Annotated in this window: 23 protein-coding genes; 6 read left to right on the plus strand and 17 right to left on the minus strand. The window is 72.9% G+C overall.

Translation table 11 applies throughout. The features are described from left to right. Window positions 1–230: 230 nt before the first annotated feature. Complete coding sequence (locus ACIP8Z_RS36705; RefSeq protein ID WP_402091185.1) at window positions 231–1727, minus strand: MFS transporter; 1497 nt, start codon at window positions 1725–1727, stop codon at window positions 231–233. A gap of 146 nt (window positions 1728–1873) precedes the next feature. Between ACIP8Z_RS36705 and ACIP8Z_RS36710 the strand changes: the two genes are divergently transcribed. Beyond that, window positions 1874–2314: a MarR family winged helix-turn-helix transcriptional regulator gene (locus tag ACIP8Z_RS36710; protein WP_402091187.1), complete on the plus strand. Its 441-nt coding sequence runs from the start codon at window positions 1874–1876 to the stop codon at window positions 2312–2314. A 79-nt stretch (window positions 2315–2393) separates the two neighbouring features. On the opposite strand, the gene ACIP8Z_RS36715 is transcribed toward ACIP8Z_RS36710, so the two are convergent. From ACIP8Z_RS36715 to ACIP8Z_RS36740, 6 genes are all read right to left on the minus strand, one after another. Continuing rightward, entirely contained in the window at window positions 2394–2972 is a 579-nt protein-coding gene (locus ACIP8Z_RS36715; protein ID WP_402091190.1) for a hypothetical protein, read from the minus strand. Beyond that, the gene (locus ACIP8Z_RS36720; RefSeq protein ID WP_402091193.1) at window positions 2969–4144 is read right to left on the minus strand and encodes an ROK family glucokinase; all 1176 of its coding nucleotides are present in this window, start codon (window positions 4142–4144) and stop codon (window positions 2969–2971) included. The genes ACIP8Z_RS36715 and ACIP8Z_RS36720 overlap by 4 nt, the downstream gene beginning before the upstream one ends. A gap of 57 nt (window positions 4145–4201) precedes the next feature. Further along, on the minus strand, window positions 4202–5008 hold the full coding sequence (locus ACIP8Z_RS36725; protein WP_402091196.1) for an ATP-binding cassette domain-containing protein: 807 nt from the start codon (window positions 5006–5008) through the stop codon (window positions 4202–4204). Continuing rightward, window positions 5005–6060, minus strand: a complete 1056-nt coding sequence (locus ACIP8Z_RS36730) for an ABC transporter permease (RefSeq protein ID WP_319321509.1) — start codon at window positions 6058–6060, stop codon at window positions 5005–5007. The genes ACIP8Z_RS36725 and ACIP8Z_RS36730 overlap by 4 nt, the downstream gene beginning before the upstream one ends. Continuing rightward, a complete protein-coding gene (locus ACIP8Z_RS36735; protein ID WP_389041032.1) occupies window positions 6057–7076 on the minus strand; it encodes a sugar ABC transporter substrate-binding protein in 1020 nt (339 codons plus the stop codon). The genes ACIP8Z_RS36730 and ACIP8Z_RS36735 overlap by 4 nt, the downstream gene beginning before the upstream one ends. Before the next feature lie 122 nt (window positions 7077–7198). Next, window positions 7199–7927 (minus strand): GntR family transcriptional regulator, encoded by a 729-nt coding sequence (locus ACIP8Z_RS36740; RefSeq protein WP_319321746.1) that lies wholly within the window; start codon window positions 7925–7927, stop codon window positions 7199–7201. A 139-nt stretch (window positions 7928–8066) separates the two neighbouring features. Here ACIP8Z_RS36740 and ACIP8Z_RS36745 point away from each other — a divergent pair, with 139 nt between their 5' ends. Beyond that, window positions 8067–9065 (plus strand): Gfo/Idh/MocA family oxidoreductase, encoded by a 999-nt coding sequence (locus ACIP8Z_RS36745; protein WP_402091200.1) that lies wholly within the window; start codon window positions 8067–8069, stop codon window positions 9063–9065. Window positions 9066–9246: 181 nt separating this feature from the next. Here the strand turns inward: ACIP8Z_RS36745 and ACIP8Z_RS36750 are convergent, their stop codons facing one another. Genes ACIP8Z_RS36750 through ACIP8Z_RS36760 form a run of 3 tightly spaced genes read right to left on the minus strand, consistent with a single transcriptional unit; the run spans window position 9247 to window position 12357 of the window. Next, entirely contained in the window at window positions 9247–10425 is a 1179-nt protein-coding gene (locus ACIP8Z_RS36750; protein WP_402091202.1) for a cytochrome P450, read from the minus strand. Between the two features lie 37 nt (window positions 10426–10462). Beyond that, window positions 10463–11146 carry a response regulator gene (locus ACIP8Z_RS36755; protein ID WP_402091205.1) on the minus strand — a complete coding sequence of 228 codons (684 nt, stop codon included), beginning with the start codon at window positions 11144–11146 and terminating at the stop codon, window positions 10463–10465. Next, window positions 11143–12357, minus strand: a complete 1215-nt coding sequence (locus ACIP8Z_RS36760) for a sensor histidine kinase (protein ID WP_402091208.1) — start codon at window positions 12355–12357, stop codon at window positions 11143–11145. Before ACIP8Z_RS36760 ends, ACIP8Z_RS36755 begins: the two co-directional genes overlap by 4 nt. A gap of 145 nt (window positions 12358–12502) precedes the next feature. Between ACIP8Z_RS36760 and ACIP8Z_RS36765 the strand changes: the two genes are divergently transcribed. Then, window positions 12503–12724, plus strand: a complete 222-nt coding sequence (locus ACIP8Z_RS36765) for a hypothetical protein (RefSeq protein ID WP_402091211.1) — start codon at window positions 12503–12505, stop codon at window positions 12722–12724. 19 nt (window positions 12725–12743) lie between these two features. Here ACIP8Z_RS36765 and ACIP8Z_RS36770 read toward each other — a convergent pair whose 3' ends face one another. The 3 genes from ACIP8Z_RS36770 to ACIP8Z_RS36780 form a co-directional block, all read right to left on the minus strand. Continuing rightward, complete coding sequence (locus ACIP8Z_RS36770) at window positions 12744–13100, minus strand: hypothetical protein (protein ID WP_402091213.1); 357 nt, start codon at window positions 13098–13100, stop codon at window positions 12744–12746. Between the two features lie 11 nt (window positions 13101–13111). Further along, window positions 13112–14044, minus strand: a complete 933-nt coding sequence (locus ACIP8Z_RS36775; RefSeq protein ID WP_402091216.1) for a DMT family transporter — start codon at window positions 14042–14044, stop codon at window positions 13112–13114. A gap of 144 nt (window positions 14045–14188) precedes the next feature. After that, window positions 14189–14800 carry a dihydrofolate reductase family protein gene (locus ACIP8Z_RS36780; protein WP_402091218.1) on the minus strand — a complete coding sequence of 204 codons (612 nt, stop codon included), beginning with the start codon at window positions 14798–14800 and terminating at the stop codon, window positions 14189–14191. A 170-nt stretch (window positions 14801–14970) separates the two neighbouring features. Here ACIP8Z_RS36780 and ACIP8Z_RS36785 point away from each other — a divergent pair, with 170 nt between their 5' ends. Further along, window positions 14971–15711 (plus strand): SDR family NAD(P)-dependent oxidoreductase, encoded by a 741-nt coding sequence (locus ACIP8Z_RS36785; RefSeq protein WP_402091220.1) that lies wholly within the window; start codon window positions 14971–14973, stop codon window positions 15709–15711. Between the two features lie 345 nt (window positions 15712–16056). Here the strand turns inward: ACIP8Z_RS36785 and alc are convergent, their stop codons facing one another. Then, window positions 16057–17175 (minus strand): allantoicase, encoded by a 1119-nt coding sequence (alc, locus tag ACIP8Z_RS36790; RefSeq protein ID WP_402091222.1) that lies wholly within the window; start codon window positions 17173–17175, stop codon window positions 16057–16059. 3 nt (window positions 17176–17178) lie between these two features. Then, on the minus strand, window positions 17179–18513 hold the full coding sequence (allB, locus tag ACIP8Z_RS36795) for an allantoinase AllB (protein ID WP_402091224.1): 1335 nt from the start codon (window positions 18511–18513) through the stop codon (window positions 17179–17181). A 337-nt stretch (window positions 18514–18850) separates the two neighbouring features. Here allB and ACIP8Z_RS36800 point away from each other — a divergent pair, with 337 nt between their 5' ends. Then, entirely contained in the window at window positions 18851–19657 is an 807-nt protein-coding gene (locus ACIP8Z_RS36800; RefSeq protein ID WP_030323875.1) for an IclR family transcriptional regulator, read from the plus strand. A gap of 224 nt (window positions 19658–19881) precedes the next feature. Here ACIP8Z_RS36800 and ACIP8Z_RS36805 read toward each other — a convergent pair whose 3' ends face one another. Together ACIP8Z_RS36805 and ACIP8Z_RS36810 are read right to left on the minus strand one after the other, a co-directional pair. After that, window positions 19882–20562 (minus strand): ABC transporter ATP-binding protein, encoded by a 681-nt coding sequence (locus ACIP8Z_RS36805; protein ID WP_402091226.1) that lies wholly within the window; start codon window positions 20560–20562, stop codon window positions 19882–19884. Next, entirely contained in the window at window positions 20559–21638 is a 1080-nt protein-coding gene (locus ACIP8Z_RS36810; RefSeq protein ID WP_402091229.1) for an ABC transporter permease, read from the minus strand. The genes ACIP8Z_RS36805 and ACIP8Z_RS36810 overlap by 4 nt, the downstream gene beginning before the upstream one ends. Window positions 21639–21750: 112 nt before the next feature. Between ACIP8Z_RS36810 and ACIP8Z_RS36815 the strand changes: the two genes are divergently transcribed. After that, window positions 21751–22953, plus strand: coding sequence for a histidine kinase (locus tag ACIP8Z_RS36815; RefSeq protein ID WP_402091231.1), 1203 nt, complete (start codon window positions 21751–21753; stop codon window positions 22951–22953). Window positions 22954–22956: the final 3 nt, after the last annotated feature.

Here is a 22956-nt window from a genome sequence, read left to right on the forward strand (position 1 = left end):
CTCCGCAGGATCGAGTAACAAAATCGACGCTCCGTCGCCCCGGCGGAACACAAGGGGACATAACCGCCTCGAACGACGGGAGCGCGGCCGTCGTGTCGGGGGGCGACACAAGGGGAGGGGTTCCCTCCTCTTGCACGATGTGAAGATTCGCCGGAGCGACGCTCGGTGAGGGGGCCGACACCCCGGGTGCCGGCCGAACTTCGAGCGCCGCTCCGGCGACGAGGGCCCGACTAGGACACCGACGCCTTCTCGGGAGCGGGGGCGGTGGCGGCCGACGGCGTCTCCGCGGCGGGGCGGGGCGCCGCGCGCCCCCGCAGGCCGAGGCCCGCGATCAGCGCGACCAGGGCGAACGCCGTGGCGCCGATCCAGAAGGTGAGGGTGAAGCCGGACTCCGCCGGCAGCGGCGGGACGCCGGCCGGGAGGTGCTCGATGGTCGCCGAGGCGAGGATCGTGGTGACGACCGCGCTGCCGATCGCGCTGCCCGTGGAGCGGGAGATGGAGTTGATGCCGTTGGCGATGCCGCTCTGGTGGTGCGGGACGCTCGACATGATGACGGCCGGCATGGCCGCGTAACCGAAGCTGACGGCCGCGCCGACGACGATCCCCGCCCCGATCACCGAGGCCGTGTGGCCGTGGCCGAGGGCGAGCCAGGCGAAGCCGACGGCGCCGAGGCAGGCGGCGAGGGCGAGGGCCGTGCGCGGTCCGCGGTGGCGGACCAGCTGGCCGCCGATCGGGGAGGCGAGCAGCGAGACGATCGCACCGGGGAGCAGGAACTCCACGGAGGCACGCAGGATGGACGCGTCGAAGCCGTAGCCGGTGAGGGCCTCGGGCATCTGGACGAGGTAGGAGACGCCCAGGAAGTTCGCGAACATGCCGAAGCCGACGAGGATGCCGGCCAGGTTGGCCATGAGGACCGGGCGGTGGACGAACATCCTCATGTCGACGAGCGGTTCGCGGACCTTGCGCTCCACGAGGACCCAGACGACGGCCATGACGGCCGCGCCGGCGAAGCTGCCGAGCGTCCGCGCCGAGGCCCAGCCCCACTCGTGGCCCTGCGAGATGGGCAGCAGGAGCAGCAGCAGCGTGATGCCGAGGGTCAGCGCGCCGAGGAAGTCGGTCCGGCCGCCGGTCTTGTGGCGGGTGGCGGGGACGAGGAACACGACCGCGAGCAGGGCGAGCGCGGCGAAGCCGGTCGCCATCCAGAAGGCGCTGCGGTAGTCGGCGTCGGAGCCGGAGGTGAGCAGGCCGGTCGCGACGAGCGCGAGGCCGCTGCCGAAGGCGAGGGTGCCGCTGACCAGGGACATGGCGCCGGGCAGCTTCTGCGGCCTGACCTCCTCGCGCAGGACGGAGAGGGCGAGCGGGAAGATCGCGGTGGCGGCGCCCTGGAGGACGCGGCCGAGGATCAGCAGGGGCAGCGAGGTCGCGAGGGCGGCGACGACGGAGCCGACGACCATGACGCCGAGGACGGCGACGAGGGTGGGCTTCTTGCCGTGCTGGTCGCCGAAGCGGCCGAGCAGCGGCGTGAAGACGGCGGCGGAGAGCAGCGTGGCGGTGGTCACCCAGCTGACGTTGGCCGTGGAGGTGCCGAGGTCGGTGCGGATGAGGCCGAGGATCGGGACCGGCAGGGTCTGCATCATCGAGACGACCATGGCGGCGAGACTCAGGGCGAAGACGATGACCGTCTCGCGCCGGGCATCGGCGGCGGGCGGTGCGGGGGCGTGACTCATGGCAGGGAGGGCCTTTTCCGGTGACGCGGGAGCTTCAGATCATCGATGTTTGATGTCATCAAGTACTTCGTCGAAGGTAGACCCGGATACTTGAGGTGGTCAAGTAAACAATTGATAATGTCAAGTGTTCTGAGTACGCTCGACCCATGACCGCGACGACCTCCCCGGCCCCCACCAAGCTCCAGCTCATGGAGCTCCTCGCCGCCATCGGCACGGCCCAGTGGCGCGACTTCGCGGCCGCCGCGGCCCACCACGGTCTGACCTCCACCCAGGCCAAGGTCCTCGCGCAGCTCAACGGCCCGCTGCCGATGCGCGCCCTGGCCACCCTGCTCGTGTGCGACGCGTCCAACGTCACCGGCATCATCGACCGCCTGGAGGCCCGCTCCCTGGTCCGCCGCGAGCCCGACCCCTCCGACCGCCGCGTCAAGAACGTCGTGGCGACCGACGAGGGCCGGGACATCATCCGGCGCGTCCGCGAGGAGATGCAGGCCACCAGCGGCGCGCTCGACACCCTCGACGCGGCCGAGAGCACGACCCTCTACGAGCTGCTCGCCCGGCTGCGCCCGGGCATGGAGAAGAACACCTGACCGAGAAGGTCGGGGACCCCTCGTCGACACGCCCCGACCGACAGGCCAGGACCCGTCGTCGACACCGCCCGCCCGAAGGTCAGGGGCTCGTCGTCGAGACCGCGTACACCCGGGGGAACGCCGGCTCGGTGAGGTCGACCGTCAGGTCGGTCGCCGGGCGCGGTTCCTCGCGCTTCACCGTCGTACCGGCCCAGTTCATGCCCTCGACGAAGCTCCAGCCCGCGATGTCCGTGTCACGGTCGCCGACCGTGATCCGGCCCGGGGTGAGCGCGGCGCGGCTCGTGCCGGACTCGGCGAGGAAGGCGTCCAGGCCGGAGGCGGTCGTCGTGAACTGCACGTACAGCCGGCTGGTCTTCCAGTTGCTGGTCTCGTAGTACGCGACCCCCCACGCCCCGGCCGGGATCGGGACCTCGAAGATCCGGCGCTTCATCAGCGAGGGCCAGTTGTCCTGGAGGCCCGCCGCCGAGGACTCGCGCTCCTTGTCGCGGCCGCTGTCGCGGCTCTGGCCCGCGGAGATGACGAGATAGCCGGCCGGGATGCCCACGAGCAGGACGATGATGACGGCGGTGAGCCAGCGGCGGCGGATCATGTGCCGGTGGTCCTCGGGGAGCTTGCCCCCGGGCTCGCGCGGCGGGCTGGACTGGTGGGGCAGGGTCATGAAGGCGGGTCCTCGGGGATACGGGCGGCCCGGCCCGAGGTCCCGTTGCGCAGGGCCTGGGCGTAGCGCTCGTACCGTTCGTACCGCTCCACCCGGCGCCGGTTGGCGCGGCGGAAGCGGCGGGCGACGAGCCGGGCGAGGTCGGCGGCGCCGACCATCCCCGCCTCGGGGCCGAGCTGGGCGCGGGTGATACGGGCCTCGGGACGGTAGCCGCGGCCGGTGAGGTGGCGGCGGAAGGAGTCCCTGGCGGGGCCGATGAGCAGGTCGTCGGCGGCCGAGACACCACCGCCGATGACGAAGCAGGAGGGGTCGAGGGCGGCGGCGAGGTTGGCGATGCCGACGCCGAGCCACTGGCCGATGTCCTGGAACAGCTCCACGCACATGGCGTCGCCCTCGCGGGCGAGCTCGGTGATGAGCGGTCCGGTGATCTCGGGAACGTTCCCCTTGACCCGTTCGATGATCCCGTACGCGACCGGGGAGTCGGCGGCGGCCAGCTCGCGGGCCTCGCGGACCAGGGCGTTGCCGGAGCTGTACTGCTCCCAGCAGCCACGGTTGCCGCAGGGGCAGCGGTGACCGCCGGGGACGACCTGCATATGGCCGAACTCGCCGGCCACCCCGAACTTGCCGCGCTTGACCTGGCCGTCCTCCAGGATGGCGCCGCCGATGCCGGTGCCGAGGGTGATCATGACGAGGTGGTCCTCGCCGCGTCCGGCGCCGAAGCGCCACTCTGCCCAGGCTGCGGTGTTGGCGTCGTTGTCCACCATGACGGGGACGGCGAGGCGGCTCTGGAGGGCGTCCTTGAGCGGCTCGTTGCGCCAGGCGAGGTGCGGGGCGAAGAGCACGGTGGCGCGCTCGGCGTCGACCCAGCCGGCCGCGCCGATGCCGACGGCGTGCACGTCGTGCCGGTCGGAGAGGTCCAGGACCAGCTCGACGATGGTGTCCTCGACGACCTTGGCGCTCTTGGACTTGTCCGGGGTCTCCGTACGGAGCTTCTCCAGGATGTTGCCGTCGGCGTCCACGACGCCGGCCATCACCTTCGTACCGCCGATGTCGATGCCGACGGTCGGCACCCGCGGCGCCGTCAGATGGGAGCGCCGCTCCCGGGAGCCGACGGTCCGCAGCACGGTGCCCCGGGCCGATCCCCGGTGGGCGAGGTCACGGTAGGTACTCATCGGCTCCGATTCTGCCAGGTGGGGTGTCAAGGGGCCGTTCGATCGCGGCCGCGTCCGTCACGTCCCGGACGGCCGCTCCAGTTCGTGCCGCAGGTCCTCCAGCTCGGTGCCGCCGGCCATCTGCCGGGTCAACTCGTCGAGCGTGACGGAGCCCTTGGTGTGGCTGCCGGCCATGACGCCCCGCTTGAGCAGCACGAAACGGTCGCCGACCAGGTACGCGTGGTGCGGGTTGTGGGTGATGAGGACCACGCCGAGACCCTGGTCGCGGGCGGCGGCCACGTACTTCAGGACGACGCCGGACTGCTTGACGCCGAGCGCGGCGGTGGGCTCGTCGAGGACGAGGACCTTCGCGCCGAAGTGGACGGCCCGGGCGATGGCCACGCACTGCCGCTCGCCGCCGGACAGGGTGCCGATGGGCTGGTCGACGTCGCGCAGGTCGATGCCCATGCGGAGCAGCGCCTCGCGGGTGGTGGTCCGCATCAGGCCGACGTCGAGCCGCTTGAAGGGGCCGGAGCCCTTGGTGGGCTCGGAGCCGAGGAAGAAGTTCCGCCAGACGGGCATCAGCGGGACGACGGCGAGGTCCTGGTAGACGGTGGCGATGCCCCGGTCGAGGGCGTCGCGCGGGTTGGCGAGGGTGACCTCCTCGCCCTCGATGCGGAAGGTCCCCGTGTCGTGCTGGTGAAGACCGGCGACGATCTTGATGAGGGTGGACTTGCCGGCGCCGTTGTCGCCGAGGACACAGGAGATCTCGCCGGAGCGGACCTCCAGGGAGACCCCTTCGAGGGCGCGGATGTTGCCGTAGTACTTGCTGACGTCGTCGAGCTCGACGAGCGGAGCGGACTCGATACTCGTGGCCGTCGTCACTTGGTGGCCTCCACGCGCTTGCGGATCCAGGCGTTCAGCAGGGTCGCCAGGAGGAGCATCGCTCCCAGGAAGAACTTGAACCAGTCCGGGTTCCACTCGGCGTACACGATGCCCTTGCTCGTCATGCCGAAGATGAGGGCGCCGACCGCCGAGCCGATGGCGGAGCCGTATCCGCCGGTGATCAGACAGCCGCCGATGACGGCCGCGATGATGTAGATCAGCTCGTTGCCGACGCCCTCGCCCGACTGGACGACGTCGAAGGAGAAGAGCAGGTGCTGGCCGGAGATCCAGGCGCAGAACGCCACGCCCAGGTAGAGGCCGATCTTCGTCCGGTAGACCGGGACGCCGACCGCGCGGGCCGCGTCGGCGCCGCCGCCGACCGCGAAGATCCAGTTGCCGAAGCGGGTGCGGAGCAGGATCCAGGTGGCGAGCGCGACCAGGCCGAACCACCACAGGATGGTGACCTTGAACTCGACGCCGCCGATGGTCAGCTGCGAGGCGAAGAGCTTGCGGGCGGAGGAGAAGCCCTCCATGTCGGCGATGGTCTTGGTGGAGACGGTGCCGCTGATCAGCTTGGTGAGGCCGAGGTTCAGGCCGGTCAGCATGAGGAAGGTGCCGAGCGTGATGATGAAGCTGGGCAGCTTCGTACGGGTCAGCATGACGCCGTTGAAGGCGCCGATCGCCAGGGTGACGAGCAGCGAGACGCCGACGCCGACCCAGACGTTCGCCGTCATCTGGTAGCTGAACATCGACGAGATCAGGGCCGAGCTGGTGACCAGGACGCCTGCGGACAGGTCGAACTCGCCGCCGATCATGAGCAGCGCGACGGGCACCGCCATGATGCCGAGGACGGAGGCCGCGTAGAGCACGGTGCCGAGGCTCGACGGGTTCAGGAAGCTGTCGGCGGCCACGGAGAAGAAGACGAAGACGGCGATCGCGCCGACGACCGAGCCCAGTTCGGGGCGGGCCAGCAGCTTCTTCAGCGGGGTGGTGCGCAGCAGCCGTTCGTCGACGTGGTCGAGCCCGTCCGACGGTGGGGCGGTGGAGCTCATCGGGTGCCCCGCTCGGCGTACTCGACGAGCTTCGCGGCGTCGTCCTTGGTGATGATCTGCGGGCCGGTGAGGACCGGCTTGCCGCCGCCGAGGACGTTGGCGTTGTAGCGGTAGAGCCAGAGCAGGTCGACGGCCTCGTAGCCCTGGAGGTAGGGCTGCTGGTCGACGGCGAAGCCGAGGGTGCCGGCCTGGAGGGAGGTGGCGACCTTGGCGTTGAGGTCGAAGGTGTCGATCTCGGCCTTGCTCCCGGCGCTCTTGGCGGCCTGGACGGCGGCGTCGGCGAAGGGGGCACCGAGGGTGACGACGGCGTCGAGGTCCTTGTCGGACTGGAGCTTGGCCTCGATGGAGGCCTTGACGTCCGGCATGTTGGTGCCGTCGACGTAGAGGTTGACCAGCTCGCCGTCGAAGGTCTTCTTCGTGCCGGCGCAGCGCTGCTCGTGACCGACGTTGCCCTGCTCGTGCAGGACGCAGAGCGCCTTCTTCTTGCCCCGCTTGTCGAGCTCCTCGCCGACGGCCTCGCCGGCGACGGTCTCGTCCTGGCCGATGTGGGTGAGCGCCCCGTAGGCCTTGGACTGCTCGGCGCCCGAGTTCACGGTGATCACCGGGATGCCGGCCTTGACGGCCTTCTCGACGGCGGCCTTCATGGCGTCGGGCTTCGCGAGCGTGACGATCAGACCGTCGACGCCCTTGGCGACGTACGAGTCGATCAGCTGCGCCTGCTGCTGTGCCTCGTCGCTGTGGGCGTAGAGGAAGTTGATGTTGTCCTTGGCGGCGGCCTGCTTGGCGCCCTTCTGGACGATGTCCCAGAAGGTGTCGCCGTCACCCGAGTGGGTCACCATGGCGAAGGTCCAGCGGGGGGTGTCGACGGCCGCCCTGCCCTGGGCCTCGGCGGCCTTGCGGGCGTCCTCCGCCCGCTTTCCGCCGGTGCTGCTGCACCCGGCGAGCGCCCCGGTGAGCGCGAGCGCGAGCACGGCGCCGACTGCGGCGCGTACCCCTCCTGTCCGAAGCCTGGTCACGAGGCCGTGCCCTCCTTTGTGTCCTTTGCGTGCATTGCAGTCGTGCATTGCAGTATCGGTCATGCGGGTCGTGGCGCTCGCCAGGGGGCCGGTGTCCGGCTCTCGGGCCGGTGGGGTACGGCCTACGGACGGACCATCAGCTGGAACTCGAAGGAGTAGCGGCCGGCCCGGTAGAGGTGGGAGCCGTACTCGACGGCGCGGCCGGTGTCGTCGAAGGTGACGCGCTCCATCGTCAGCAGCGGTGCGCCCTCCCGTTCGTCGAGCAGGTCGGCCTCGGCGGCGGTCGCGGCGCGGGCGCCGACGGCCTGGCGGGCGCTGTGCAGGGTGAGCGCGGCGGAGCGGAGCATCCGGTAGAGGCCGGTGGTCTCCAGGAGCGCGGTGTCCGGTTCGCCGGGGCCGAGGAGCCCTGCGGGCAGGTGGTTGCGCAGGTACGCCATGGGTGCGCCGTGCGCGGTGCGGAGCCGTTCGAGGTAGACGACCTCGCTGCCCTCGGGAACGCGGAGGGCCGCGGCGACCGGGCCGGTGGCGGGCTCGACGCGGTTGACCAGGACCCGGGTGGCGGGGAGCTGCCCGGCGGCGTCCAGGTCGTCGTACAGGCTGCTCAGCTCCAGCGGCCGGCGGACCGTGCTGTGCACGACCTGGGTGCCGACGCCCCGGCGGCGGACCAGGAGGCCCTTGTCCACGAGGGTCTGGATGGCCTGGCGGACGGTGGGGCGGGAGAGGCCGAGGCGGGTGGCGAGGTCGATCTCGTTGCCGAGGAGGGTGCCCGGGGTCAGCGTGCCGTTCTCCACGGCGCTCTCCAGCTGCTGGGCCAGCTGGAAGTAGAGCGGGACCGGGCTGGTGCGGTCCACGGAGAGCGGGGGCAGGGCGGAGCCTGACTGCTTGGACACGGGGGGAGCGTAGCCCGGGGCGCTGATGACGGGAAGTCGTGACGTCCGGTTGTCCTGACAAATCCTTGACACCGGGGACGGACGGCTCCACGGTGGGGCCATGCGCATCGGACTCATCGGTACGGGCCGGATCGGGAGCTTCCACGCGGGTGTGCTGGCCCGCCACCCGGAGGTCGAGTCGCTGGTCGTGGCGGACGCCGACGCCTCGCGGGCGGCCGGGGTCGCCGGGGCACTCGGCGCGGAGGCCGCGCCGGACGTCACCGCGCTGTTCGCGCACGCCCTGGACGCCGTGGTGATCGCCTCGGCGACGGCGGCGCACGCGGAGCTGATCGCCCGCGCGGCGGGCGCCGGGCTCCCGGCCTTCTGCGAGAAGCCGATCGCCCTGGACGTGCCGGGGACGGCGATCGCGCTCTCGGCGGTGGCCGGGGCGGGCACGGAGCTCCAGCTCGGCTTCATGCGCCGCTTCGACTCGGGGTACCGGGCGGCGCGCGAGTCGGTGCGCTCGGGGCGGCTCGGCCGGCTGCACACCGTACGGGCGGCGACCTCCGACCCGGCGCCGCCGCCGGCCGCGTACCTCCCCCTCTCCGGCGGGCTCTTCCGGGACTGTCTGGTGCACGACTTCGACATCGTGCGCTGGGTGACCGGGCGGGAGGTCGTGGAGGTGTACGCGACGGGCTCGGACGCCGGTCCCGCGATGTTCCGGGAGGCCGGGGACGTGTCCACGGCCGCCGCGCTGCTCACCCTGGACGACGGCACGCTCGTCACGGCGACGGCGACCCGCCGCAACGGCGCCGGGTACGACGTCCGCATGGAGCTGGCGGGCGAGCTGGACCAGATCGCGGTGGGCCTGGACGACCGCACCCCGCTCACCTCGGTGGAACCCTGGGCGTCGGCGCCGCCGGGGAAGCCCTGGACCGGCTTCCTGGAGCGGTTCGCCCCCGCGTACGAGGCGGAGCTCGACGCGTTCGTACGGCTGGTCCGCGGCGAGGCGCCCAACCCGTGCGACGGCCGGGAGGCCCTGGCGGCGCTCCGGATCGCCGAGGCGTGCGAGCGCTCGCGGCGGGAGCGTCGGCCGGTACGGGTGGCCGACATCGGCTAGCGGGCCCTCGGCGCCGAGACCGGACCGGTCGACGCCGGCGCCGGACCAGGAGGCGTCACCACCGGACCGGTCGACGCCGATGCCCGGCCAGGGGGCGCCACCACCGGACCGGCAGACCTCACGATCGCACCGGGAGGTCCCGGCGCCGGACCGGGAGGCGTCCCCACCGGGCCGGCCGGCCTCACCAGCGGACCGGGAGGTGCCGGACTCCGCGCATCAGGAGGCCGGGGATCCACTCCCAGGGCTCGCCCTCGGGGTCGAGTTCCAGCTTCGGGAAGCGGTCGAGGAGCGTCCGGAGCGCGATCCTGCCCTCCAGCCGGGCGAGCGGGGCGCCCAGGCAGTAGTGGATGCCGTGCCCGAACGCCAGATGGCCCTTGGTGTCGCGGCGGATGTCGAAGCGGTCGGGTTCGGGGAACCGGGCCGGGTCGCGGTCGAGCGCCCCGATGGCGACCAGGACGTACTGGCCCGCCGGGATCTCGGTGCCGCCGAAGGTGACGGGCTCCCGGCTGAAACGGAAGGTGCTGGTCTCCACCGGCCCGTCGTACCGCAGGGACTCCTCGATCGTCCCGTCCAGGAGGCTCGGGTCGGCGCGCAGGGCGGCGAGCTGATCGGGGTGGGTGAGGAGATTGCGGACGGTGTTGGCGATCAGGTTGACGGTGGTCTCGTGGCCCGCGATGAGCAGCAGATAGGCCATGGCCCGGAGTTCGGGCCCGGAGAGCCGGTCGCCGTCCTCGGCGCGGGAGGCGATCAGACCGGAGAGCAGGTCGTCGGCCGGGCCCGCGGCCCGCTTGTCCTCGATGAGCGCGTCGAGGTAGGCGCCGAAGTCCACCATGCTCCGGGTGAAGGCCTCATCGCCGGTGGGGGTGACCAGCTCCGTCGACCAGCGGCGGAAGGTGTCGCGGTCCGCCGCGGGCACCCCGAGGAGCTCGCAGATGACGGTGATCGGCAGCGGGTACGCGAAGGCGTCGACGAGGTCGGCCCGGCCGGCCGGTTCCATCGCGTCGACGAGGTCCGCGGTGAGCCGCTCGACGCGGGGCCGCAGCGCCTCCACCCGGCGGCCGGTGAACTCGCCCGTGACCAGGCGGCGCAGCCGGGTGTGGTCGGGCGCGTCGGCCGAGAGGAGGTGGACGCCGATGATGTCCTCCTCCGGCGACCGTACCCCGATCACGTGCGGGGACTTGGCGAGCCGGGGGTCGGCGAGCGCCGCGCGGCCCTCCTCGTGCCCGACGACCAGCCAGAACCGGAAGCCGTCGGGCATCCGCACCTCGTGGACGGGGCCGGACTCGCGGAGCTTCGCGTAGTAGGGGTACGGATGCGCGGTGAAGTCCGCGCCGTACTCCCCCAGTTCGATGACGGACATCGACGCAGACTATCCGAAGGCGACGGACCCGAAACGATCAGTTCGGGCCGTTCTCGTCCCCTCCTGTGGACAAGAGGCCCGCGTCGTGGACGAGGAGGGCGATCTGGACGCGGTTGTTGAGGCCGAGCTTGGCGAGGACCCGCGAGACATGGGTCTTGACCGTGGGCACGCTCATGTACAGCTCGGCGGCGATCTCCGCGTTGGACAGGCCGCGGCCGACGGCGACGGCCACCTCCCGCTCGCGGTCGGCGAGTTCGGTGAGGCGTCCGGCGGCCGCGGTCCGCGGGGACCGCTCCGGCTGTCCGGCGACATGGCTCATGAGCTGGCGGGTGACGGCCGGGGACAGCACCGGGTCCCCGGCGGCGACCCGGCGGACGGCGGCGACGATCTCGGCGGGCGGCGTGTCCTTGAGGACGAAGCCGGCCGCGCCGGCCCGCAGGGCGCGCAGCACCTGTTCGTCGGCGTGGAAGGTGGTGAGGACGACGACCTCGGGGGCGCCGGGCTCGGCGCGCAGCCGTTCGGTGGCGGTGAGCCCGTCCACGTGCGGCATGCGGATGTCCATGAGGACGACGTCGGGGGCGTACCGGGTGACGAGTTCGGGGACCTCGCGGCCGTCGGCGCCCTCGCCGACGATCTCCAGGTCCTCGGCGCCGCCGAGCATCAGGGTGAGGCCCGCGCGGACCAGGGGGTCGTCGTCGACGATGAGCAGCCGGATGGTCATGGGGGCCACGGTAGCCAGGCGTGCAGGGAGAATCCGCCGTCGGGGGCGGGCCCGTGCTCCATCCGGCCACCGGCGAGTGCGGCGCGTTCGGTGAGCCCGATCAGGCCCTGGCCGGAGCCGGGGACGGGCGGGACCGGTCCCGCGGGTGCCGGGTTGTGGATGTCGACGGTGAGACCGTCGCCGGGGCGGCCGCGCACGGTGACGGTGACCGTGGTGCCGGGGGCGTGCTTGCGGGCGTTGGTGAGGCCCTCCTGGGCGATGCGGTAGACGGTGCGGCCGGTGGCGGCGGGCACGGTGGCCGGTTCGTCGACGGTGGTGTCGAGGACGACGTCCGCCCCGGCCTCGCGGGATTCGTCGATCAGCTCGTCGAGGGTGGCGAGGGTGGGCTGCGGCCGGTCGCCCGCGTCGCCGTTCTCCCCGGGGGCGCGCAGTACGCCGATGATCTCGCGGAGATCCTGGAGGGCCTCGTGGGCGCTGTCGCGGATGACGCCGGCGGCGCGGGCGACCTGCTCGGGTGGGGCGTCCGGCCGGAACTCCAGGGCTCCGGCGTGCACGCTGAGCAGGGTGAGCCGGTGGGCGAGGACGTCGTGCATCTCGCGGGCGATCGCCTCGCGGGCGAGCCGCTGGGCCTGCGCGGCGCGCAGCTCGGCCTCGGCCTCGGCACGGCGGGCGCGCTCCCTGAGGGCCTCGACGAGCTGCCGACGGGAGCGGACGAGCATGCCCCAGGCGGTGACGAGCAGGATGAGGGTGAAGCCGAGGGCGATGGAGAGCCCGGTGTTGGTGGTGGGGTCGGGCCGGACGAAGGCCTGCACGGTGGAGGCGGCGACGGCGAGCGCGCCGATCGCGGCGACCTCCCGGAAGGGCTTGCGTACGGCGACGCTGAAGAGGCTCGCGAGGAGGGCGCCGGCGGCGACCGGGGCCACGATGTTGAGCAACGACAGACCGATCGCGAGCCCGGCGGGCCAGCGGCGGCGCAGCCAGAGGGCGCAGCAGGCGGCGGCGCCCAGGAGCTGGTCGACGAGGGTGACGGCCTCGCTGGTGTACTGCGCGCTGGTGTCGGCGGCGATGAGGCCGACGAAGGCGGCGAGCAGGAAGAGCGAGGTGTCCACGATCCAGTCGCGGACGGTACGGCGGGGCCGGCCCTCCCCGTTCCCACCGGGTTCGGCCAGGTGGGAGGGGAGCAGCCAGTGCTGCCGGTCCGTGCGAGTCATATCGGCAATGTACGCAGCCGGGGGCGGCGTGCGGGGCATCGGCGGCCGGGCCGCTACCGAAGTCGCGGAGGTCGATACTTCGGTCGCGGTGCCTGTGGACCGGAGGCGGACGCGGCCGGCCTCCCGGCCGCGCCATGATCACTTCATGAGGAAGTTCCTGGAGGTCACCGGTTTCCTGCTCGCTCTCTTCGGTGTGGCCGGGGTGCTGCGCGAACTGACGGACGGCTGGTTCCGTCTGCTCGGCGTGACCCGGTTCCTCACGGAGAACGTGTGGTTCCTGGAGGGCCGTGAGCTGTTCGCCGACATCGTGATCGCGGTGCTCGGCCTGGTCCTCATGATCGTGTCGGACCGGGTGGCGAAGTCCTGATCGGTCCGCCCCTCGGGGCTCAGGCGCTCGTCGTGTTGAGCCGGGTCACCTCGGCGAGGTGCTCGGCCATCCGGTGCGCGACGGAGCCGCTGGTGTAGAGGGCGCCGCCGACCACGGCGAACGGCACGGAGCCGCCGAGGAGGGCGAGCATGCCGGGCCAGTCCCGGCTCTCGACGCACTCCTCGTCGTGGACGTACTCGCTGGCGAGCAGGGCGGGGCAGGGGCTGCCGCCGCCGTCCCCGTCCTCGTACGGCGTGAGGAGCAGGACGCCGAACCAGACCCAGCACAGGGCGGCGATCGTGAAGAGGCCGAGGCCCCAGCCCTGGGTGCGCCGGGCCTTGGCGCGGAACTCGTTGTCGTACACCAGTGAACGCATGGTCGAAGAAACTACCCGGCCCCGTTGTCGGCGGTTCGGCGGCCCCAACTGGTGCCCGCGAGCACGAGGATCGCGCCGGCGAGGCCGAGGACGCCGGGGCGGTCGCCGGCGAGGGCGATGCCCACGGCGGCGGCCCAGAGGGGTTCCGTGCCGAGGAGGAGGCTGACCCGGGACGGGGAGGTGCGGCGGACCGCCCACATCTGCACGAAGAACGCGAAGAGCGTGCAGAAGACGGAGAGGAAGATCAGCCCGGCCCACTCGCGCGGGCCGAAGTCGAGCGCGACCGCCCAGGGCGAGGCGCCGGTGCCGGGGAAGGCCGCGATGACGGCGAAGACGGCGACGGCGGAGCCCAGCTGCACGGTGGTGAGGGAGAGCGAGTCGGCCGACCGGACGGCCTTGATCCGGGACATCGCCAGGACGTGGACGGTACGGGCGAGGGCGGCGAGCAGCATGAGCAGGTCGCCGAGGGAGGGGGTGGTGAAGCCTCCGCCCTGGGTGAGGAGCACGACACCGAGGACGGAGAGCGCGGCGGCGCCGAGGAAGGCGCGGGGCGGTCGGACCCGGGTGACGGCGGCCTCGGCGAGCGGGGTGAAGATCATGGTGAGGCTGATGATCAGACCCGCGTTGGTGGCGGAGGTGTGGACGACGCCGTAGGTCTCCAGGAGGAAGATCCCGCTGAGGATCAGCCCGAGGGTCCCGGCGCCGCGCCACTGGGCGGTGCTCAGGGCCCGGAGCCTGGCCCGTCCGGCGACGACCAGGACGGGCAGCACCACCGCGAACCGCAGCACGAGGACCGCGATGACGGTGTGGGTGGTGGTGATGCCCTTGGCCGCGAGATAGCTGGCGCCCCAGACGACGGCGACGAGCAGCACGGGCAGGTCGGTGAGCCAGGCCCGGCGCGGGGCGCCGAGGGGCACGGGGGCGGCGATCGACGGAGCTGACATGGCGGCCGTATCTCCAACACTCGGGGCGGGGTGGAGACTTCGACGGCTCGCACGTGGAGCGATCACCGTACCGGGAGGGGCCGGTGGTGGCTACACCTTTCGGGGCCCCGCCCGTCCGTACGGGGCCCGCGGCGGGCGGACCGGTCAGGCGTAGCTGCCGTACTCGGGGCGGCCCGCGAGTTCGTACGTGGTGAGGGTGACGCCCGAGCCGGTGGTGCGCGCGTCGGTCAGCCGGAAGGCGGCGGGGCGTACGCCGTCGGCGAAGAGCCGGCGGCCGGTGCCGAGGACCACCGGGAAGACGAGCAGGTGCAGGGTGTCGATCAGGTCGTGGTCGAGCAGGGTCTGGGCGAGACCGCCGCTGCCGTGCATCTGGATCTCCCCGTCGGTGCGCTCCTTGAGCGCCCTGACCTCGTCGACGACGTCCCCGCGGAGCACGGTGGTGCCCTCCCACTCGGCGGAGTCGAGGGTGGTGGTGGCGACGTACTTGGGGAGCGCGTTGAGCTTCGTGGCGATCGGGTCGGCGGGGTCCGTCCGCTTGGGCCAGTAGCCGGCGAAGATCTCGTACGTGCGGCGGCCGAGGAGGAAGGCGGTCGGCCGGGCGAAGACCCCGTCCATGAACCGGCCGAAGTCCTCGTCCCCGAACGGCACGGACCAGCCGCCGCGCGTGAAGCCGTCGCTGGGGTCCTCCTCCGGGCCGCCGGGAGCCTGGTGGACGCCGTCGAGGGTCAGGAACTGGGTGAGGCTGAGCGTGGCCATGGTGGTGCCCTTTCGTCTCCGGTCCATCGTTTCTCAGCAGTTCGGACCGCGCCGTCCGGCGGAACTCATCGGTGACCGGGTCGGCGTCCGATTCGTGCCAGCGTCGGGACGCCCCGGCGACTTTCATTGAACCCGCAACCACTTATGGCTTCTTCTCACGGAGGTTCGGGATGTCCACGATGAACGGCACGGCGGTTCTGGTGACGGGCGGCAGCCGCGGGATCGGCGCGGCCACGGCCGTACGGCTCGCCCGGGCGGGCGCCGACGTCGCCTTCACCTACGTCCAGGACGAGGTGCGGGCCAAGGAGGTCGCGGCGCGGATCGAGGCGACCGGACGGAGGGCGCTGCCCCTGCGGGCCGACGCGGCCGACGCCGGGGACGCGGCGGGCGCGGTGAACTGGGCGGCGGACGCCCTGGGGCGGCTCGACGTCCTGGTGAACAGCGTGGGCGCCGGGGTCCTCGGCCCGCTGGAGTCGCTGACCCTCGCGGACGTGGACCGGGTCCTTGCCGTGAACGTCCGCGCGGCGTTCCTCGCCTCGCAGGCGGCGGCCGCGCGGCTTCCGGAGGGCGGACGGATCGTCACGATCGGCACCTGCATGACCCAGCGGGTGCCGGGCCCCGGCGGCACGCTCTACGCGACCAGCAAGTCGGCGCTGATCGGCCTGACGAAGAGCCTCGCGCGGGAGCTGGGCGGACGCGGCATCACGGCCAACATCGTCCACCCGGGCCCCATCGACACCGACATGAACCCGGCGGACGGCCCGTACGCCGCGGGCCAGGCGGCGATGACGGCACTGGGCCGTTTCGGCACCGCGGAGGAGGTGGCCGCGATGGTGGCGTTCCTGGCGGGACCGGAGGGGCGGTACGTGACGGGCGCGGAGTTCTCGGTGGACGGCGGGCACGCGGCGTGACGCCGTACCGGCAGGACCTCACCTGCGGCGGCGGGGCCCCGGCCCACCCGTGGGGGCCCCGGCCGAGGCAGGACCTCGGCGAGTGAGCCGAAGGGGCCCGCCGGGGGAACAGGGTCGAGCGCGCGGAGCCTCCTGAGGAACGAAGGAGGCGAGCACGGTCGGCCCTGTGAGCCCGGCTGTAGCGCCCCGGAGGCGAACCGAGCCCTCGAAGAAGGGGAGGCGCGAGGGCGCACCGGTGCTGTCGGGTCGGTGCGCCCTCGCGGGCCGGGCGGGGTGTCGTACCCGCCCAGTTCATGGGGCGGGCCGGGGGTGTCCCCCGGCCCGTCTGTTCGTACGGGTCCGGGGTCAGCCGCCCAGTTCCTGGTGGCGGGCCGTCAGGCGGGCCGTACCGGCGTCCGTGAGGGAGCCGAAGAGGCGGAGGCGGGAGATGCCGCCGTCCGGGAAGATGTCGATCCGGACGCGGGAGCCGACCGCCGGGGTGTCGAGGACGAAGCGGTGGTTGGTGTCGGGCTGGAGGCGGGTCCGGGGCAGGATCTCGGTCCACTCCTCCGAGCCCTCGGCCGCGACGGAGAGCGCGGCCCAGCCGGCGCTGTTGCCCTTGAGGTACGCGGTGTCGATCTCGACGGCGCGGATCTCGGACTCGGCGACGAGCTGGTAGCGGATCCAGTCGTTGCCCTTGTCGCGGCGGCGGCGGGTCTCCCAGCCGTCGTCCATCTTGCGGGAGCGGCCGGGCTGGATGGTGTTGGTGGCCGGGGAGTAGAAGCGGTCGGAGGCGTCCTCGACCTGGCCGCCGTTCTCCAGGGCCGCGAGGTCGAAGGTGCCGAGCACGCCGAGCCACTTCGGGTCGGGGGCGACCTCGCCGTGGACGCGGAGGCGGGCGATGCCGCCGTCGGGGTGCTGGTTGACGCGGAGGTGGGTGAAGCGCTGCTCGACGTCGACGGCGAAGCCGTTGGCGGCGTGGCCGCCGACGGCGGTGCGCGGGACGAGCGTCGTCCACTTCACGTCGTCGGCGAGGAGCTCCTCGGGCGAGGGCGAGCCGGGGACGGAGGCGGCCTCGACGGAGACGGCCTGCGGGTAGTTGCCGCGGAAGTGGGCGGTGTCGAGGACGATGCCGCGAACGACGCCGGGCGCGCCGAGCCGTACGAGGGCCCAGTCGTGGTCGTCCTCGGTGGGGTGCGGCTGCTGGGCGGAGATGCCACGGCGGCGGCGGGTCTCCCAGCCGTCCATGATCTTGCCCTTGTGGCCGAAGTGCTCGGGGTCGAACTCGGCGGCCTCGGGCTTGAGCAGGTTCTCGCGCTCGGCGAAGAACTCGTCGTTGGCGGCGATCACGCCCGCGCCGAGGCGCCGGTCGGCGAGGTCGGCGTACTGGGTGAAGGGGAAGTCGGCCGTCCGGTAGTCGGCGTAGGGGTCGCCACCGCCGTAAGGGCTGGCGTCGCCGGTGAAGGAGGGTATGCCGGTGCTCACGGGTCAGTTGTTCCTTTCGAGGAGGCGGCCGGAGGGCTCGGCGAGGGTGCCGTGGTCGGCGATCCGCTCGCCCCGCAGCCAGGTGGAGGTGACGACGCCGTTGAGGGTCTTGCCCGCGTAGGCGGTGATCCGGTTGCGGTGCTGGAGCTCGGCCGGGTCGACGGTGAAGGTGGCCTCCGGGTCGAGCACGGCGAAGTCGGCGTCGCGACCGGCCTCGATGGCGCCCTTGCGGGTGAGGCCGGCGAGCCGGGCCGGGCCCTCGGACATCCAGCGGACGACGTCCGTCAGGTCGAAGCCGCGGCGGCGGGCCTCGGTCCAGATGGCGGGGAGGCCGAGTTGGAGGGAGGAGATGCCGCCCCAGGCGGACGCGAAGTCGGGCGTCTTGAGGTCGGTCGTGGACGGGGAGTGGTCGGAGACGACGCAGTCGATCGTGCCGTCCGCGAGCCCCTGCCACAGCGCGTCCTGGTTGACGGCCTCGCGGATGGGCGGGCAGCACTTGAACTCGGTGGCGCCGTCCGGGATCTCCTCGGCGGTGAGCGTGAGGAAGTGCGGGCAGGACTCGACGGTGACCTTGACGCCCTCGGCCTTGGCGGCGGCGAGGACCGGCAGCGCGTCCGAGGAGGAGAGGTGCAGGACGTGGACGCGGGCGTTGAGCCGGCGGGCCTGGTTGATCAGGTTCTCGATCGCCGTGTTCTCGGCGTCGCGGGGACGCGAGGCGAGGAAGTCGGCGTACGAGCCGCCGGGGCGCTGGGGCGCGGCGGCGAGGTGGTGGGGGTCCTCGGCGTGCACGATCATCAGGCCGTCGAAGCCGGAGATCTCGGCGAGCGAGGTCGCGAGCCGCTCCTGGTCGAGCTCGGGGAACTCCTCGACGCCGGAGGGCGACAGGAAGCACTTGAAGCCGAAGACGCCGGCGTCGTGGAGCGGGCGCAGGTCCTTGACGTTGTCGGGCAGGGCGCCGCCCCAGAAGCCGACGTCGACGTGGGCCTTGGTGCGGGCGACCTCCTGCTTGACGCGCAGGTTCTCCACGGTGGTGGTGGGCGGCAGCGAGTTGAGGGGCATGTCGAGGAGGGTGGTGATGCCACCGGCGGCGGCCGCGCGGGTGGCGGTCCAGAAGCCCTCCCACTCGGTGCGGCCGGGGTCGTTCACGTGCACGTGGGTGTCGACGAGTCCGGGCAGCACGACGTCGTCGCCGACGTCCTCGAGCCGGGCACCGGCGGGTACCTCGGCGTCGTACGGCAGCACGGCCGCGATCGTCCCTCCGGAGACGGCGATCGACGCCGGGCGTGTCCCGTCGGGGGTGATGACACGCGTCGAGCGCAGGACCAGGTTGACGTCCACCCGTACCCCTCTTCCAGTGCTTCAAGAAAAAATTCAACGAACTGTTGAAGGAGTCTTCACTTCCGGACGACATGTCGTCAAGGGCACACTTCCAGCATCGCCGTCGGCGTCGGGCGCCGCCGCACGCCGCTTGGATGTTTCCACCAAGTGAAATGCAAATTCCGTACAGTAGAACGTAGCTCCGTACAGCCGGGACCGACCCGGACGGCTCCGGGCCGTCACCGACACCGGACAAACACGTCCTGACCGGCGCGGACGCCGACACCAGGACCATGTACCCCGGCCGATGGGCCGGTAGGCTGCTGCCTTGCCCGCCTGCCCCGAAAGGACCGTTGACGTGCCGACGTCCAGCGCCAGCACCACCGACGCCGCCAAGCCCGCCGCGAGCGGGGGCGTCCAGTCCCTTGAGCGTGCCTTCGACCTGCTCGAGCGGATGGCCGACGCCGGTGGCGAGGTCGGGCTGAGCGAGCTCTCCGCCAGCAGCGGACTCCCGCTCCCCACCATCCACCGCCTGATGCGCACCCTGGTCGCCTGCGGGTACGTACGCCAGCAGCCCAACCGGCGGTACGCGCTCGGCCCCCGCCTCATCCGGCTCGGCGAGTCCGCCTCCCGCCTCCTCGGCACCTGGGCCCGCCCGTACCTGGCGCGGCTCGTCGAGGAGACCGGCGAGACGGCGAACATGGCGCTGCTCGACGGCGACGAGATCGTGTACGTGGCGCAGGTGCCGTCCAAGCACTCGATGCGCATGTTCACCGAGGTCGGCCGGCGGGTGCTGCCGCACTCGACGGGCGTCGGCAAGGCGCTGCTCGCGCACACCCCGGCGGAGGAGGTCCGCGCGCTGCTCGCCCGGACCGGCATGCCGGCCGCGACCGAGAAGACCATCACGACGCCGGACGGCTTCCTCGACGCGCTCGTCGCGGTCCGCGAGACGGGGTACGCGGTCGACGACAACGAGCAGGAGATAGGAGTCCGCTGCCTCGCGGTCTCGGTCCCGGACTCCCCGACGGCCGCGGCGATCTCGATCTCGGGCCCGGCGGGACGGGTGACGGAAGCGGCGACGGAGAAGATCGTCCCGATCCTCCAGGAGGTCGCGCGGGAACTGTCCGCGGCACTGGCGAACACGACGGCGAACGGGGGCGCGTAGCCCTGCGGGGTGCGCCCGCCACCCCGCCCCGTGTGGGCAATCGCCCCGTTGGGGCGTGGGGGGGGGCCCCCCGGCCGCGCGGGGGGGCCCCCCCCCCCCCCCCCCCGGGGGGGCCCCCCCCGCGGGGGGGGGGGGGGGGGGCCCCCCGGGGGGGGCCCGGGGGCCCCCCCCCACGCCCCGAATGCCCACAACGGGGGGCGTGGCCCGCGGCAAGGCTCGCTGGGTCAGATGTGGGCCGGTTCCGACAGGTGGCCGTCCTTGACCTCCACCACCCGATCCGCCCGCCCCGCGTGCGCCCTGTCATGCGTCACCAGCACCGTCGCCGTCCCCCTCCCCACCGTGAGCCCCGCGAGCAGCTCCATCACCGCCGCCCCCCGTTCATGATCGAGCGCACTCGTCGGCTCGTCGACGAGCAGGACCGCCGGTTCGTTCATCAGCGCCCGCGCGATGTTGACCCGCTGCCGCTGTCCCCCGGACAGCTGGTGCGGCCGGCGCCCCGCCAGGTCCGCGAGGCCCACCGCGTCGAGGAGTTCCAGAGCCCGGCCGCGGGCCGACTTCGCCGGCCGCCCCGAGACGTGCGCCATCACCTGGAGTTGTTCCGCCGCCGTGAGCGACGGCAGCAGGTTCGGCTGCTGGAACACGATCCCGATCCGCTCCCGCCGCAGCGCCGCCCGCCCGGCCGCGTCCAGCTCCCCCGTCTCCGTACCGTCGACGACGACCCGTCCCCGGTCCGGTGTCACCAGCGTCGCGGCGACCGCGAGCAGGCTGGACTTGCCGGAGCCGGAAGGGCCGACGACGGCCGTGAGGGAGCCGGCGGGGACGGTGAGGGAGACCGCGTCGAGCGCGGTCAGCCGGCCGTCGCCGTCCGGGTAGGTGAGGGTGACGGCATCGAGGACGAGACTCATCGGGCACTCCCGAGCGCGGTGAGGGGATCGACGGCGGTGATCCGCCGGATGGACAGCGCCGCCCCGAGGACTCCGAGCACGACGATCACGGCGGCCGGCCCGAGCACGGTCAGCGGTTCGAGGACGAACGGCACGTTCCCGCCGCTGACCAGCGCCCCGACGCCGACGGCGAGCCCGGTCCCGAGCAGCGTGCCCGCCGTGAGCATCAGGACCGCCTGCCCGAGGGCGTCCTTGAGGAGGTACGGGGTCGAGGCGCCGAGGGCCTTCAGGACGGCCACGTCGCCGCTCCGCTGGATGGTCCAGACGGTGAAGAAGGCTCCTATGACGAGGGCCGAGATGGCGAAGAGGAAGCCGCGCATGAGCTGGAGCGAGCCGTTCTCGGCCTGGTAGGACCCTATGGCGGTGAGGGCCTCGGCGGGGGTCCGCGCCTCGGTGCCGACGGCCTCGTCGCCCGCGCCCCAGTCGGTGGCCCCGCCGCCGCGGAGCGCGACGACGGTGGCCTGCTCCTCCCCGCCGGTGCCGCTGTGGCCGAGCCGCTGCCAGTCGTCGAGGGTCGTCCACACGACCGGCGTGTGGCTGTACGAGGCATCGCCCGCGACCGCCGCGACGGTGAGCTCCACGGGGCCGAGGCGGACGGGGTCACCGACGGCGACGCCCAGCTCCTCGGCCGCCGACTCCGAGAGCACGGCCTTCCCCGGGGCGGGCGCCACGGGTGCGAGCCCGCCCTCCGGCTCCGTACCGAAGGCGGACACGGCGGCGGTGCGGTCCCCGGCGGCGCCGTTGAGCGTCCGGATGCCGAGCGGCGAGGCCGCGGTCACCCCGGGCCGCTCGGCCCACGCGTCCCACTGCTTCTCCGTCACCGTCGAGTTGGTGAAGGAGACCGACTGCCCGGACGGCGGCGCCGCGAAGGCGAGCCGGTCGGCGGGCAGGCCGGTGATCGCGGAGATGTTCTCCCGCGCGAGCCCGGCGGTCAGTCCGGACAACAGGCCCACGAGCAGGGTGATCAGCACGATCACGGTGCCCATGAGCGCGAACCGCCCCTTGGCGAATCCGAGGTCTCTCCATGCGACGAACATGCTGACCAGGGTGGTCGGCGAGGGCCTCGACGGGCATCGCGCCACGGATGGCTCCGTCATCAAACTTTTGGTTGAGCCCGGATTGTCTGCCGCTGTCTAGGCTGGAGGGGACATGGATCCCCACTCCTCCCCCCGCCCCGCGCCCCACTCCTCCCTCCACCCCACCCAGCGGCCCCTCACGCCCGTCCTGCGCGTGCTGCGCCTCTGTCTGCACCTGCTGATGGCGGGCCTGCTCGTCCTCGCGGCGGTACGGGCCGACTCGGCCGCCGGGACGGCGCTCGCGGTGGTGACGGGCGCGGTCTACGCCGCCGGGTCGTCCCTGCCGTCCGTACGGGACTCCCAGCGGGCCGCCGCGGTGTGGCTGGGCGTCCTGGGCTTGTGCTGGCTCGCGATGCTGTGGCTGACCCCGGAGGCGCTCTGGGTGGCCTTCCCGCTCTACTTCCTCCAGCTGCACCTGCTGCCCGCCCGCTGGTCGCTGCCGGCGGTCGCGCTGACGGCGGTCGCGGCGATCCTCTCGTACGTGGGGCACGGCGCCGCGCTCAACCCCGGGGTCTTCATCGGGCCGCTGCTCGGCGCGGCGGTCGCGGTGGCGACGGTCCTCGGCTACCACGCGCTGTACCGGGAGAGCGAGCGGCGGCGCCGGCTGATCGAGGAGCTGATCGAGACGCGGGCGGAGCTGGCGGCGGCGGAGCGGCACGCCGGGACGCTGGCCGAGCGGGAGCGGCTCGCCCGCGAGATCCACGACACGCTCGCGCAGGGCCTGTCCTCGATCCAGCTGCTGCTCCGGGCGGCCGAGCGGGCGCTGCCGCCGGACTCCCCCGCGGCGGGCCACATCGACCGGGCCCGGCAGGAGGCCCAGGGCAATCTGGCGGAGGCCAGGCGTTTCGTCCGGGCCCTGTCACCGCCGGACCTGGAGCGCGGCTCCCTGGCGGCGGCCCTGGAGCGCCTGTGCGAGCCGGGGGCCGGGCCGCGGGTCCGTTTCTCCGTCAGCGGCACGCCGGTCGAGCTGCCGACCCCGTACGAGGTGGCGCTGCTCCGCATCGCCCAGTCGGCGCTCGCGAACACGGTGCGGCACGCGGGCGCGTCGCGCGCGGAGATCACCCTGTCGTTCATGGACGCCTCGGTGACCCTGGACGTGGTGGACGACGGCGGGGGTTTTGAACCCGGCGCGGTACGGCCCTGCTCCGACGGCGGTTTCGGTCTTCCGGCGATGCGCTCGCGCGCGGAGTCGCTGGGCGGCACGTTCACCGTCGAGTCCGCCCCCGGCCAGGGCACGGCCGTCGCCGTGTCCCTCCCCCTCCCCGCTGGAGCGTGAAGA

Source organism: Streptomyces sp. NPDC088553 (genome assembly GCF_044752965.1).
Taxonomy (GTDB): Bacteria; Actinomycetota; Actinomycetes; order Streptomycetales; family Streptomycetaceae; genus Streptomyces.

Coding starts and splice junctions, on each gene's coding strand:
- ACIP8Z_RS36705 (WP_402091185.1), bottom strand. CDS start 1,727: ATGAGTCACGCCCCCGCACCGCCCGCCGCCGATGCCCGGCGCGAGACG.
- ACIP8Z_RS36710 (WP_402091187.1), top strand. CDS start 1,874: ATGACCGCGACGACCTCCCCGGCCCCCACCAAGCTCCAGCTCATGGAG.
- ACIP8Z_RS36715 (WP_402091190.1), bottom strand. CDS start 2,972: ATGACCCTGCCCCACCAGTCCAGCCCGCCGCGCGAGCCCGGGGGCAAG.
- ACIP8Z_RS36720 (WP_402091193.1), bottom strand. CDS start 4,144: ATGAGTACCTACCGTGACCTCGCCCACCGGGGATCGGCCCGGGGCACC.
- ACIP8Z_RS36730 (WP_319321509.1), bottom strand. CDS start 6,060: ATGAGCTCCACCGCCCCACCGTCGGACGGGCTCGACCACGTCGACGAA.
- ACIP8Z_RS36745 (WP_402091200.1), top strand. CDS start 8,067: ATGCGCATCGGACTCATCGGTACGGGCCGGATCGGGAGCTTCCACGCG.
- ACIP8Z_RS36750 (WP_402091202.1), bottom strand. CDS start 10,425: ATGTCCGTCATCGAACTGGGGGAGTACGGCGCGGACTTCACCGCGCAT.
- ACIP8Z_RS36755 (WP_402091205.1), bottom strand. CDS start 11,146: ATGACCATCCGGCTGCTCATCGTCGACGACGACCCCCTGGTCCGCGCG.
- ACIP8Z_RS36760 (WP_402091208.1), bottom strand. CDS start 12,357: ATGACTCGCACGGACCGGCAGCACTGGCTGCTCCCCTCCCACCTGGCC.
- ACIP8Z_RS36765 (WP_402091211.1), top strand. CDS start 12,503: ATGAGGAAGTTCCTGGAGGTCACCGGTTTCCTGCTCGCTCTCTTCGGT.
- ACIP8Z_RS36770 (WP_402091213.1), bottom strand. CDS start 13,100: ATGCGTTCACTGGTGTACGACAACGAGTTCCGCGCCAAGGCCCGGCGC.
- ACIP8Z_RS36775 (WP_402091216.1), bottom strand. CDS start 14,044: ATGTCAGCTCCGTCGATCGCCGCCCCCGTGCCCCTCGGCGCCCCGCGC.
- ACIP8Z_RS36780 (WP_402091218.1), bottom strand. CDS start 14,800: ATGGCCACGCTCAGCCTCACCCAGTTCCTGACCCTCGACGGCGTCCAC.
- ACIP8Z_RS36785 (WP_402091220.1), top strand. CDS start 14,971: ATGTCCACGATGAACGGCACGGCGGTTCTGGTGACGGGCGGCAGCCGC.
- ACIP8Z_RS36805 (WP_402091226.1), bottom strand. CDS start 20,562: ATGAGTCTCGTCCTCGATGCCGTCACCCTCACCTACCCGGACGGCGAC.
- ACIP8Z_RS36810 (WP_402091229.1), bottom strand. CDS start 21,638: ATGTTCGTCGCATGGAGAGACCTCGGATTCGCCAAGGGGCGGTTCGCG.
- ACIP8Z_RS36815 (WP_402091231.1), top strand. CDS start 21,751: ATGGATCCCCACTCCTCCCCCCGCCCCGCGCCCCACTCCTCCCTCCAC.